The sequence below is a fragment of the uncultured Solobacterium sp. genome (assembly GCF_963550625.1).
Taxonomy (GTDB): domain Bacteria; phylum Bacillota_I; class Bacilli_A; order Erysipelotrichales; family Erysipelotrichaceae; genus Bulleidia.
In genome coordinates this window covers 171,953-185,242 of record NZ_CAUVCV010000001.1, presented here as the reverse complement: position 1 = coordinate 185,242, position 13,290 = coordinate 171,953, and the positions used below count along the sequence as shown (strand labels likewise).

The 13,290-nt window shown below is 36.6% G+C and carries 14 protein-coding genes; all 14 read right to left on the bottom strand.

Going from position 1 to position 13,290, the window contains the following annotated elements; genetic code table 11:
* Positions 1 to 2: 2 nt before the first annotated feature.
* The 14 genes from RYK16_RS00950 to RYK16_RS00885 all read right to left on the bottom strand — a co-directional run bounded on the left by RYK16_RS00950 (position 3) and on the right by RYK16_RS00885 (position 13,176).
* Positions 3 to 935 carry a DUF4003 family protein gene (locus tag RYK16_RS00950; RefSeq protein ID WP_314850193.1) on the bottom strand — a complete coding sequence of 311 codons (933 nt, stop codon included), beginning with the start codon at positions 933 to 935 and terminating at the stop codon, positions 3 to 5.
* Positions 936 to 1,024: 89 nt separating this feature from the next.
* Positions 1,025 to 1,981 carry a DUF4003 family protein gene (locus RYK16_RS00945; RefSeq protein ID WP_314850192.1) on the bottom strand — a complete coding sequence of 319 codons (957 nt, stop codon included), beginning with the start codon at positions 1,979 to 1,981 and terminating at the stop codon, positions 1,025 to 1,027.
* Between the two features lie 98 nt (positions 1,982 to 2,079).
* Positions 2,080 to 3,384, bottom strand: a complete 1,305-nt coding sequence (locus tag RYK16_RS00940) for a M18 family aminopeptidase (protein ID WP_314850191.1) — start codon at positions 3,382 to 3,384, stop codon at positions 2,080 to 2,082.
* Between the two features lie 71 nt (positions 3,385 to 3,455).
* Positions 3,456 to 4,730 carry an aminopeptidase gene (locus tag RYK16_RS00935; protein ID WP_314850190.1) on the bottom strand — a complete coding sequence of 425 codons (1,275 nt, stop codon included), beginning with the start codon at positions 4,728 to 4,730 and terminating at the stop codon, positions 3,456 to 3,458.
* The gene (locus tag RYK16_RS00930) at positions 4,708 to 5,883 is read right to left on the bottom strand and encodes an SseB family protein (protein ID WP_314850189.1); all 1,176 of its coding nucleotides are present in this window, start codon (positions 5,881 to 5,883) and stop codon (positions 4,708 to 4,710) included. Before RYK16_RS00930 ends, RYK16_RS00935 begins: the two co-directional genes overlap by 23 nt.
* Positions 5,884 to 5,909: 26 nt before the next feature.
* Positions 5,910 to 6,632 (bottom strand): prepilin peptidase, encoded by a 723-nt coding sequence (locus tag RYK16_RS08350; RefSeq protein WP_399554515.1) that lies wholly within the window; start codon positions 6,630 to 6,632, stop codon positions 5,910 to 5,912.
* 42 nt (positions 6,633 to 6,674) lie between these two features.
* On the bottom strand, positions 6,675 to 7,379 hold the full coding sequence (locus RYK16_RS00920; RefSeq protein ID WP_314850188.1) for a VTT domain-containing protein: 705 nt from the start codon (positions 7,377 to 7,379) through the stop codon (positions 6,675 to 6,677).
* Between the two features lie 58 nt (positions 7,380 to 7,437).
* Positions 7,438 to 7,893: a hypothetical protein gene (locus tag RYK16_RS00915; protein WP_294206638.1), complete on the bottom strand. Its 456-nt coding sequence runs from the start codon at positions 7,891 to 7,893 to the stop codon at positions 7,438 to 7,440.
* 62 nt (positions 7,894 to 7,955) lie between these two features.
* The gene (locus tag RYK16_RS00910) at positions 7,956 to 8,633 is read right to left on the bottom strand and encodes a CBS domain-containing protein (RefSeq protein WP_314850187.1); all 678 of its coding nucleotides are present in this window, start codon (positions 8,631 to 8,633) and stop codon (positions 7,956 to 7,958) included.
* Positions 8,634 to 8,637: 4 nt separating this feature from the next.
* Entirely contained in the window at positions 8,638 to 9,342 is a 705-nt protein-coding gene (locus RYK16_RS00905; protein ID WP_314850186.1) for an ABC transporter ATP-binding protein, read from the bottom strand.
* A 4-nt stretch (positions 9,343 to 9,346) separates the two neighbouring features.
* Entirely contained in the window at positions 9,347 to 10,117 is a 771-nt protein-coding gene (locus RYK16_RS00900) for an ABC transporter ATP-binding protein (protein WP_314850185.1), read from the bottom strand.
* Positions 10,114 to 11,064: a branched-chain amino acid ABC transporter permease gene (locus RYK16_RS00895; RefSeq protein ID WP_314850184.1), complete on the bottom strand. Its 951-nt coding sequence runs from the start codon at positions 11,062 to 11,064 to the stop codon at positions 10,114 to 10,116. Before RYK16_RS00895 ends, RYK16_RS00900 begins: the two co-directional genes overlap by 4 nt.
* 3 nt (positions 11,065 to 11,067) lie before the next feature.
* Positions 11,068 to 11,943 carry a branched-chain amino acid ABC transporter permease gene (locus tag RYK16_RS00890; RefSeq protein WP_314850183.1) on the bottom strand — a complete coding sequence of 292 codons (876 nt, stop codon included), beginning with the start codon at positions 11,941 to 11,943 and terminating at the stop codon, positions 11,068 to 11,070.
* Between the two features lie 60 nt (positions 11,944 to 12,003).
* On the bottom strand, positions 12,004 to 13,176 hold the full coding sequence (locus RYK16_RS00885) for an ABC transporter substrate-binding protein (protein WP_314850182.1): 1,173 nt from the start codon (positions 13,174 to 13,176) through the stop codon (positions 12,004 to 12,006).
* Between the last annotated feature and the right edge of the window lie 114 nt (positions 13,177 to 13,290).

Genomic DNA, 13,290 nt, shown 5'->3' with positions numbered 1-13,290 from the left:
TCTTAGACGTGTGCTGTTTGATTCTGTAAGATTTTGTATAGAATCGCAATAATCCAAGCGTAATTTGAAATTGAATTTGGTGTGTAATACTCTAACAAAAGAATACAAGCATGTAACTCTTTAGCGTATTCAGAAAAAATACCATAACCCTTTTGGTATTTTAAGAAAGTAGTGACTTCCTTGTAATCTTCCTGTATCCGATCAAGTGAAATTCCTAAATTCGCTAAAATCGCATGTAGTACAAAGTAATGATAATTTAAAGCTCGGTCAATACTACTTGTACAAGACTGAATAAATTCCATCGCACGTCTTACTTTTGTGGTCGCTGTACCTTCACATAAAGCTAGGATATAAGATAATAATCTTGCATAGTCATTATCGAGACGATATTCATGAATTAATAAGTCATCCATGATAACCAGTTCATCAACCACATCATCTTTTAGATTTTGTGATAATGCTAAAAGTCCTGCATATACTACATCCGTATCACTCGTCAAAAAGCGATGCAATTCTTTCATCTGATTATAAATAGAAAGTGCTTTATAATATACACTCTTATAATCTAGATTTGGTATACTGGCAGCACTAAACGAGAGTAAACCAAGACCATTCGTATCCGTAAAACTACGGTTGAATTGTTCTTCGAATGCCTTGGCATGAGAAATAAATTCATCTGGTTCAATATCGGTTGCCGCAATCATCGCAGCATAGACCTTTGGCATACTAATACGATATGGCGATGTAAATGAGAATGACTTATTAATGATTCGTTCACAGATTTTGATTGCGTCATAGTTAAGATCTTTTTCAAAGTGTGTATAGATATAGGCTATCGCTACATTTTCCTGTTCTAACGAAAAGATATTTTTACGACCTAGTTCATTTCTATCATCTACAAATTTTGTACATTTTTCTAATAATAACTCATTCATTTCATTTACCTCTTCTGACTAATATTATAAGCAGAATATGCTTTTCCCTCAATCAATGTCATCAAAAACAAGTCCTTTGTAGGACTTGTTTATATATGTAGTAATCTTTGTCTTTGTTGTGCAAGAGCTTTTATTAACGCAATTGTATATAGAATCGCATTTGTCAGAGTATAAATAGAAGTATTATTTCCCACATAGTAGCTTAATAAAATCATACATGCATGTAAAGCTCTTTCTGGTTTGGAAAATAAACCATATTGTCTACTTGCCTTTAGGTACTTCATAACTTCTTCATAATCTTTTTGAATTGTGTAAAGAGGAATCGAAAGATTTGCAACTACTGCATGAAGAACATAGTAGATATAACCAACATGACGATTCCATCCACTTGTGATAGGCACGATGAAGTCCATTGCATTCTTTACTTTCTGGGTTGCAGTTCCATCACAGAAAGCCAGTGCATAGGAAAGTCTTCTTGAAAAATCCTTAGGCAGCTTATAGTCATGTACAAGTAAATCGTCCATGATGACTAGTTCATCCACAACATCCTCTTTGATGCTTGGAGCCATTGCTAGTATGCCTGCATACACTACGTCCAAGTCGTTTGTTAATGAGCGCTGTAAATCTTTCATCTGGTTATAAATTGCCAGTGCTTTATAGTAGATATTTTGATACTCAATTTGTGGCATTTCAGCAGCGCTAAACGCAAGTACTGCTAAACCAATCGTATCTTGGAAGGTACGATTGAAGAGTTCTTCAAAACTCATCACACGATTAATTACAATATTTGGTTCAATATTGGACACATCCATCATAGCCGCATACACTTTGGTTAAGAATTGGTACTGAAATGCACCAAAAGGAAATGACTGATGAATCAAATCTTCGCAGAATTCCAATCGTTCAAAGTCAATTTCTCTTTCATGAGACATGTAGATAAACGCAATATCTGCAATTCCTTCTGGGCTATATAAGAAATATTTACGACGTAACGCTCTTCGATTATCGAGGAAGGTATTACATTTTTCTAACAACAAATCATCCATCAAAATCACCTCTTATTTAATTATTGTATGCATAATTCTTGATTCAATCAATCTATTATCAAAAAAATAAGCCTTCCCTCCGGAAGACTTATCATTTATTAACGAAGTGTAAATACACCTTCTCCTTCATCCACGAAAGTAAGAGAGTAGAAATGTGACAACGCTTCTACAAGATACTCTGTATCCTTAGCACCTGCTGTTTCATAAGATGAATGCATTGCAAGTTGTGCTAGTCCGATATCAACGGAATTGAGTGATACATGAGCATTAGAGATATTACCTAATGTCGATCCACCTGCCATATCAGAGCGATTTGTAAATGTCTGTACAGGAACATTTACTGCCGCACATACTTCTTTGAATACTGCTGCAGATACTGCATCGGTTGTATACTTCTGGTTCGCATTGTACTTGATGACAATGCCTTTATTCATCTGTGGTCGATTGATAGGATCTGCCTTTTCCACATGGTTTGGATGTACTGCATGTGCATTATCTGCAGATACCATAAAGCTAGATGCGATTGCACGTTTTGCTTGTTCAGGATTCTTGCCACAAGCTAACGCAATTCTCTCTAATGTATCCTCAAGGAATGTAGAGTCTGCACCTTGTTTTGTGCCTGATCCAACTTCTTCATTATCAAAGATTGCCATAACAGGAACGCTTTCGCTATCATTAGCACCTAAGAATCCATATAGACAGCCAAATGCACACTGTAAGTCATCTAAATGACCTGCAGATATAAACTCATTTTGATAGCCCCAAATAGTACCTTTTTCACGTGTATAGAGATATAAGTCATGACTGAGAATATCCTCTACCTTTACACCGATTGATTCTGCTACCACTTCCATAAACTTACCCTTGGCATCTTCTGTACCAAATACTGGCAACATATCTACCTGCGCATTGTAGGAAACATTTGTATTCGCTTCACGATTCATATGAATCGCAAGATTAGGAATTACCAATAAATCCTTGTCTACACGCACTAGCTTTGTAACAAGCTTACCATTTTCCTTTACGATAACTCTTCCTGCTACAGATAATGGACGATCAAACCATGGAGCACATAACATACCACCATACTTTTCAACATTTAGTTTTACTACACCACTACCAACGATTTCCGGATTTTCTTTTACCTTAAACGTCGGAGAATCACTGTGTGCTGCACCAATCATATAACCCTTATATTCTGTTGTTGGAATACGGAAGGCAATAATACTGGATTGGTTTCTTACCACAAAATATCTTCCATCTACTTCTAGATTCCAACTTTCAGCCTCTGATAATTCACGATACCCTTGCTTGACTAATATTTCTTTCATTTCATCAATGGCATGAAAACAAGTTGGACTCTTGTGTAGAAAATCTAATAATTTTTCGTTGATATCTACCATAAAACTCTCCTTTATACAAAATTGCTTACTCTATTATAAACGAAAACCACCATAATTGGTGGTTTCTCTATCTAGATTACAAAATTACCATTTCTAAATACTGGCACAACTGTACCATCTTGTTGGATACCATCAATATTCATTTCCTTAGTACCAAACATGAAGTCTTCGTGTTGAGAAGATTCATTCGCACCTACAGCCTTAAGCTCCTCATCGCTCATGTTCGCACCACCCTTTACATTTTCAGGATATGGCATTCCTAACGCTAAATGACAAGCTGCGTTTTCATCAAACAATGTATTGAAGAATAAGATATTTGAGTTTGAGATTGGGGAATCATATGGCACTAACGCTACTTCACCTAAGTATCTAGAACCTTCATCAAAATCTAATAGACTCTTGAGTGTTTCCTCTTCTTGTTTTGCGCCAAAGTCTATAACCTTTCCGTTTTCAAAACGGAACCAGAAGCCATCAATCACTTTACCACTGTAACTTAAAGGTTTTGAAGCATACACAATACCATTAACACCTGTCTTCTTAGGCATTGTAAAACATTCTTCTGTTGGAATGTTTGGATCAAAGTAAACTCCCTTTGGTGTCTTATCTCCGCCACCAATCCATACATGATTATCTACAAGTTCTACTGTTAAATCTGTTCCAAGTTCACTTGTAAAATGTAACTGCTTGAAGTTTAATTCTGTTAACTTGCGTGCATGTTCTACTAGATTAGCATCGTGTATACGCCAATTTTCAAGTGGGTCACTATCCTCTGTAACACGGCTTGTCATAAAGATTGCGTCTTCTAATTTCTCAAAAGCTTCTTCCTCAGAAAGTTCTGGGAAAACAACCTTTGCCCATTCTACAGAAGGGATACCAATAACACACCACTGTCCCTCATTATTCATTGTGTACTTACGTAAGTCTTTCATCTTCTTACTGTAAGCCACTTGATATGCACGAACCTTAGATTGGTCTACATCTTTTAATGCGCCTGGCATATCAGAATTTATGCGTAAGTAACATGCACCTAGATCATGTTCACGCTTTACCATGTCATATTTCCAATCTGGAATATCAGTTAATGCCTCTTCACTTTGATATGTATAATTTAGTTTTCCTAATTCCGTATCTGTCCAGTTCATAATCACTTCTCTAGCACCTACGGCATACGCTTCTTTGGCAACCATGCGTACAAACTCATAGTCACGTACAGATGCGGTAATTACTAGTGGTTGATTTGGTTGTACATTCACACCGCGTACAACTGCTAATTTTGCTAACTTTTGATACATTGCTTTACTTGCACTCATAATAAGTCCCCCTTTAATCTTTAAATAATTCGTCATAACCAGGAACCTCCTGAATATGACGCATAAACTCTTTTGTTATAATGAATGACCTTGGCCCAAATGGATTGATAACAATTGAATCATATTTTGCTGGAACCAAGTGAAAACATTCTTTCATATTACGTACTTCCAATTGAAGCTCGCCTTCTTCTAGTATATTGCTATAACGTAGAAGTGCATCCCAATCCGTAAACAGTACAAGCACAGATTTACTTGGGTCGACATTAAGTCGAACTGACATAAATCGCTCATCCTCTTCATTTTCTGCCGTGTATTTTATGAGATAGTACTCACTCATACAGATTTCGTATACCAGTGTACCAATATATTCTTGATCCTCAAAAAATTTACCGTACTCACGAAGCACTCCACTTAAGCCTGGATTTTCGATAATTGTTGGATTTGCATCATATTGAATACTACTGATGATACTATACTTCTGTAAGAAACCTTTACAGGAGTGATCAAGCTTTATTGTAACTGTCTGATTTCTTGCGGAAGTTACTGATTTATCATTACAAATTATCTCTACGATCTTTGCGTCGATATCTCCCTTATCACTACAGTGAAGACGAATCGCATCATTTACCTTCATTTCACCATAGACAAAACCCGTACAGATTGTATCTTGATTCGTTTCAATCACCATCATCGTATAACGGCGCTCACCATTTAAAATGGCGATCTTTTCATATTGTCTTAATTCTCTTTGATGTTTAATTTTTGTATATTGTTGTCGCACAAAGATGACAACTGCAATTCCGATTGCGACCATTGTAAGATACAACTGCATCATCTCCTTACTGGAAAGAACACTTGATTGTCCACCAATGAGACGGCTAGTAATGATTAGACGCACAATTAATACAGCAACAATACCAATAAAACATAAATTTTTAGACCAAATAATTCGCTTGAGTCGAAAATGTGGTTCATTACGAAATCTTTGACGGTATACAAATTCTGCCATTACAAATGTTAGTAATGCCATGATTCCCCACGCAAGTGGAAACATCCCCCTCAATATTAACCAAGGAGTAATTGTAATCTCACGGAATATAAAATTGAGATTATGAAAGAAGCCATATAGTCCTGCTACATAACCAATCGTTGCAATAAACATTACTAGTAACAACAAATATTTCTTCATCGACTTCCTCCAATAGAACAAGTTTATCATAAACCCCAAATGACGCTATCAAAATAACCACAAAAAACCAATAAAAAAGCTATTGCAAGAAACGGTCCAAACGCAATATACTTCTTCTCTTGAAAACACATCCATAAAATTGCAAAAAAAGATGCTATAGATAATACCAACCACAGCTTTTGAAAGGAAATAAATAAGCTCATACATGATACAAGTTTTACATCTCCACCACCGATACATTCTTTACCAAATACTTTTTCACTCATTACAATAGTTAGAAATCCGCAACCAAAAATTGTAGCCATACGTATCCACGGCTGTATATCCATCTTTTTTATCATACATGCATGTATGATATATAAAACTATCATACTAAGATGTATTAAATCAGGTATCTCCATGATTTGATAGTCGATATAAAAGACTACCCATAACAGTAGGAATAGAATCATTCTAACAATCATTTCCCACTCAATAACATGAATATCCCAAAGAACTAACACACATAGTATCCCTGTTACTATCTCCGCAACGATATATTCTTTTGAAAGTTTCCTACCACAATATCGACATCTTCCTTTTAAAAAGATATAACTCAATATTGGAATTAAATCATTCCAACATAGTACATGATGACATCCATCACAACAGCTTCGTAATGTATATTTTTTTTGAAGATAACCATGACACATACATAATAAAAAGCTTCCTAAATGGAAGCCAAATATACCAATCCAAATCCGATACATTTTATCACCCCATAAAATATACCAAACAGATTTCTGTCATCCTTATAATTTCTCAAGAATCTTATCTTTATTAAATAAGATAACCACAACAGAAACAACTTGAATCGCAACTGCAATCGCAGATACAACATAGTTTCCTTCTGCTAAGAAGTGACCCGAGATACAGCTTAATAGAATCTGTATCCAGCTTGAGCAGAAGATTGCTAACGAGAAATCTTTTAGACTAATCTTTGCGTGTGCTGCAACATAAGGAATAATACCGTTCGGAATTCCCGGCAACATACATGACACCGCCACAACAAAGATTGGTTTTCCTTCATTGATTTTCTTCATTAGCCAGTTTTCTTTTGGTGTTGTTTTCTTCATCGCAATACGAATGGATTTACCTACTCCACGTAGTATTGCAAACACCAATATATTACCAGCAGTAAAACCAAGCCAGCATAACAGGAAAGCTCTCCACCAACCAAATAAGAAGGCACCCGCAAACTGGATAATCACACCTGGTAAAATGACACTGACCACCTGAAGCACACTAATCATAAATAGTGCGATATAGGCACCATAATGTCCCTGTTCCTGGATATAATTTGCTAAATCTGACTGATTTCCTGACTGCAATATCTGCCATACTTCTAGGACCACAGGTCCAAAGGCACGGTATACTAACCAACCAATGATTGCAATAATCACAAAGATTAATAGTATAATTGCAGGCTTTTTTATTCGCTTGATTTTTCTAACCATGTTCCCCCTGTAATGAAATACAATTTAACAGGATAACACATTTAAAATATCGTGCAACCTAAATTTTCTTTAAATAGTCTGACTTAACACTATGTTTCTTTAGGAAATCTCTAACTTCATCAAACTGATCTTCTTCGAAGAATAATGCTGTTGTTATCTTATTCTTCATGAAATAAATGCTATTATCAGAACGTGAAAGTGTTACTTGCCCAGCTTTATGAAATTTAATCAGAGAACCCATCATCACGATACCCTCATCTGACAAACCAGACTTCATGAAGTAATACATGATTCCTAATATAATTGGAACAATAAACTGTACAATACGGAAAATACCTTCATAACGTACAAAACCAATCACTGCTATCGCAAGAAATAAAACTGGAATCATCCACTTCATTTTATTTCCAACTTTTGTCTCTATCTTTACGGTATTTGAGACCATCAACATTCTCGCAAAGGCAACTAACATCACTACATCAAATATATACAAAATCAAAGTCTGAATATCCATAAAATCCTCCGTGTTCTTTATTCTATCATAAAAGGTTCTGCGCTTGCAGAACCCTATTTCTTCTACTTTAGCCAGACAACAGTCTTACCATCTGTAGTTGTTTGAACAACATTGGTAATATTAAATCCAGCATCCTGTAAAATCTTTGTCATCTTATCTACCGCAACTTCACCTGTTGCCTTAACAACAACCTCAGAGCCACGGTCTGTATGATATACAGCAATATTTTCTACGTTGGCATTCTCTTGTGCAAATAACTTCGTTACTTGCGCAAATACACCAGGTTTATCATCAATCAACATGACAAATCTTGTACCTTGACGTTTTAAACCCATCAAGTCAACGAATGTTAAGAAGATATCCTTTTCTGTAATAATACCTACTACATGATTTTCTTCATCCACGACCGGTAACACATTGACAGTATTTTCTAACATAACTTCCGCAGCTTCTTCCAAGAAAACCATTGGGGAAATCGTATGTACATCACGAATCATGATGTCCTTTGCCTGTGTACGAGATAACAGGTAATTCAATTCATATATGGATAAGGAAGTTGCGTTCTTTCCAGATGTATCATTTACCAAACCCTCTGTAATCAAACCAATGAGCTTTTGATTTTCATCCACAACTGGTAAGCGGTGGAAATGATTCTTACCCATAATTTCTAGTGCTTTAGATAACGGTGTATCCGCAGTAATCGTAACAGGATTTACCGTCATATGATCTTTAACGTACATTACTTTATCCTCCTAGATAAACTTTCTGAACTTGCTCGCTAGCAGCCAACTCATGGCCACTACCCTCTAATGTTATTTTACCTGTTTCTAATACATATGCACGATCAGCTATCGCTAATGCCATCTTTGCATTTTGTTCTACTAATAGTATTGTAGTACCTTGTTTGTTAATTTCTTCAATAATTCTGAATATTTCTTTTACAAGTAATGGTGAAAGACCCATAGATGGCTCATCCAATAATAGAATCTTTGGTCTAGCCATTAAGGCCCTACCCATCGCAAGCATCTGCTGTTCACCACCAGATAAGGTACCGGCCAATTGTTTTTTACGTTCCTTTAAACGTGGAAATAACGTATAAACACGCTCTAAGTCTTGGGCAATTCCATCTTTATCTTTTCTTGTAAAGGCACCAAGATCAAGATTTTCTTCAACGGTTTGTGAAGCGAATACTCTTCTACGTTCAGGAATCTGTGCAAGTCCCATCGTTACAATCTTATGGGCTGGGATCTTTGTAATATCAACCCCATCCAGTAAGATAGCACCCTCTGCTGGTTTTAATAAACCGGAGATTGTATGCATGGTTGTTGTCTTACCTGCACCATTTGCACCGATTAGAGTAACGATTTCACCATCATTGACTTCAAAGGAGATACCTTTGATAGCTTCAATCATTCCGTAACGTACAACTAAATTTTCTACTTTCAGCATATCATCACTCTCCTAAGTATGCCTTTACAACATCTGGATTTGTACGGATTTCCTCTGGTGTTCCTTCCGCCAGCAACATACCATAATTCAATACAGAAATCTTCTCACAGATACCCATGACAAGCTTCATATCATGTTCAATTAATAAGATAGCGATATTGAAACGATCGCGTACCAGACGAATTGTTTCCATGAGGTTCTTTGTTTCCTGTGGATTCATACCTGCTGCAGGCTCATCCAACAATAATAATTTTGGATGTGCACCTAAGGCACGAATAATTTCTAGCTCACGCTGTTTACCATACGGTAAATTCTTCGCAAGTTTATCCGCATCCTTTTCCAAATGGAATACTTCTAATAAGGACATGGCTTCTTTATCCATATCTTTTTCCTGTTTTAAGGAATTTGGTAACTTAAACATACCTGAGAATAATCCATAACTTGCTTGTGTATCCAAAGCGGCTAAGACATTCTCTTTTACAGTCATATCTTTAAACAAACGAATATTTTGGAATGTACGTGCAATTCCTAAACGAGTAATCGCGTATGGTTTCATACCATTAATCTTCTTACCCTCTAGTTTTACTGTACCATCCGTAGGTGTATACACACCTGTTAACATATTAAATACAGTTGTTTTACCAGCTCCATTTGGTCCAATTAAACCATATAGCTGACCTTCTTCAATCTTCATTGAGAAGTTATTTACAGCACGTAAACCACCAAAGTTAATACCGAGTTCATCAACTTCTAGAATATATTTCTTCTCACTCATGAATGAACCTCCTTATTCCTTTTAAAACGATGGAAAAATGACTGTAATTGTGGCGCATGTTTCACTAGCATCATCAAAATTAACACAATCGAATATACGAGCATACGATAATCACTTACACTACGTAATACTTCTGGTAATAATGTTAGAACACTTGCGGAAACGATAGAGCCAAAGATATTACCCATACCACCTAATACAACCATTACCAAAATTTCAATGGACTTATCTAATGTAAATACACTAGGTTGCAAGAATCCCATGTAATGAGCGTATAAAGCACCACCTACACCCGCAAAGAATGCAGAATATAAGAATGTAATAATCTTATATTTCTGGGTATTAATACCAGAAGATTCAGCCGCAATCTCATCCTCACGAATCGCAATGATAGATCTACCATGTCGAGAATGAATCAGAGATAACGACAAGAACACCGTAATCGCAGCTAAAGCGAATGCCCATGTAAATGTAGTGTTCTTTGCGATTGCAGAATAACCACCAGCACCACCCAATACTTTCAAGTTAATCAGTACATTACGTACAATTTCACCAAAGGCTAATGTAATGATTGCGAGATAGTCTCCACGTAAACGTAGGGTTGGTAAACAAACAAGAAGACCTAGAATCATCGCAACGATACCACCGATGATAATCGCAATTGGAAATTCGATAACAGGTAATAGACGCATCGACTTTGTGAATACTGCAGAAGCGTAAGCACCAGCAGCCATAAAAGCCGCATGCCCTAACGCAAGTTCACCAAGGAAACCTGCTGTCATATTTAAAGAGACCGTCAAGATTACATTGATACAGATTGTAATCAAGATACCTTGCCAATAACTCTTTAGCACACCAATACGCATTAGTACAACAAGCAAGATATATCCTAGTGCAGTAATGCCAAATTCGAGTAGGAGTCTGTTTTTTAAATTGAGTTTCTTCATCACTTACACCTTCTCCTTTACATTCTTGCCTAGAATACCAGCCGGTTTAAATACCAACATCAAAATCAAAATCGCAAATACAATCGTATCTGTTAACTGAGATGAAATATATGCCTTAGTCATAGCTTCCACCATACCAAGAATAAACGCACCAATTACCGCACCTGGGATTGAACCAATTCCACCAAGTACCGCCGCAATAAATGCCTTAATACCAGGTAAGGAACCAAGGGTTGGATTAATCATTGGATAACAATTTGCATAAAGAATACCCGCGATAGCCGCAAGAGCACAACCAATCGCAAACGTTAAACTGATGGTAGTATCAACGTTAATTCCCATTAGCTTGGCTGCACCCTCATCTTCCGATACAGCACGCATGGCCTTACCCATTGTTGTCTTATTCACAAACAGCGTTAATAAGATCATGAGAACTACAGATACACTAAATGTAATATAGTAGTTTGCTTGAATTGAAATACCACCAAGATTTAACGCTGGCAACGTAATAAACGCATGATATGGCTGTGGATTTGCGCCAAAAATTAATTGGAATGCATTTTGTAGGAGGTAACTAATACCAATTGCAGTAATCAATAATGAAATACGACTTGCATTACGTAAAGGCTTATACGCAACCTTCTCCATCACGACGCCTAAAACAGCACATGCGACGATAGAGATAATGACCGCAAGCCACCATGGTAACCCAAACTTCATACTGATAAAACTAATATACGCACCGACCATGATGACATCACCATGCGCAAAGTTAATTAACTTCGCGATACCGTATACCATCGTATATCCAAGCGCAATCAGTGCATAAATTGAGCCGATGTTTAATCCATTGATAAATTGCATAAAAAACTGATTCATGCATGTTCCTCCTTACCACAAATAACGAAATAGGGAGTATTGCCTCCCTATCTCAAAGTTCTACTTCTTATAAGTTGTATATTGACCGTTCTTAATTTGAACGAATACTGGTTCCTTAATTGGATCACCATTACTATCAAAGGAGATACTTCCTAAGATTCCCTTGTAGTCTGTAGATGCAATGCCTTTTACAATATCACTAGCCTTAAGAGAACCAACCTTTTCGATTGTCTGTAATAGTAACATTGTTGAGTCATATGCATTGATACCGAATGAGTTAATATCTGTACCGAACTTTTCCTTGTACTTCTTCATAATATCCTGAACACTCTCCATATCTGGTGAGTATTGGTTGATGAAGATAACATCTTCGATTGCAGAAACATCGTTACCAGCTACACTTGTCGCACCATCCCAACCATCAGCACCAACAATCTGTGCCTTAATGCCAAGATTTCTTGCCTGCTTTGCAATTTGTACATCCTTTTCATAATAGTTTGGAACAAATAATACATCGATATCAGAAGCCGCAATCTTTGTTAACTGGGAACTGAAGTCCTGGTCAGCAGTTGAGAATGCTTCAGAAAGAACAACCTTTCCACCCTTACTTTCAAACTCAGCCTTGAAAGCTTCCGCTACACCTGTTGAGTAATCATCATCGCTGTTATAAATGATAGCAGCCTTCTTTAAACCTAATGTTTCATATGTAAAGTCAGCTACTTGCTTTGCCTGCTGAGGGTCTGTATAGCATGCACGGAATACGTTCGCGCCACCTTCATCAGTAATATTTGCAGCAGTACCACTAGGTGTAATCATTGGAATGCCAGTATCCTTACTCTGCACAGCAATCGCATAAGATTCACCTGAAACTGTACCACCAATAATACCTGCAACCTTTGTATCTGTTACAAACTTATTATAGATATTGATCGCCTGTGTTTGATCACCTTGAGAATCCTGCACATCTACTTTAATATTTGTACCATTTGCAGCGTTGTAATCTTCTACCGCAAGTTTAACCGCATTTGTAACAGCTAAACCATATACTGCATAGTCACCTGTAGTTGGTCCTAATGTACCAATCGTATATGACTTCAAATCTCCAGCCGCAACATAATCAGAAGTTGTTTCTGTTGATGTAGAATTACTAGATCCTTCGGACGCTTCACAAGCCGCTAGTGATAGAGCCATCAGTGCCGCTAGTCCGCCTTTAACTAATTTATTGAAACTCATCATTTCCACCCTCGTTTCTAATCTCTTTTATTTAAGATGTTCTTATTATATTGATGTCAAAATCATAAATCAACCATTATAAACAAATTTTTACACATTTCTTTCACATTTGAT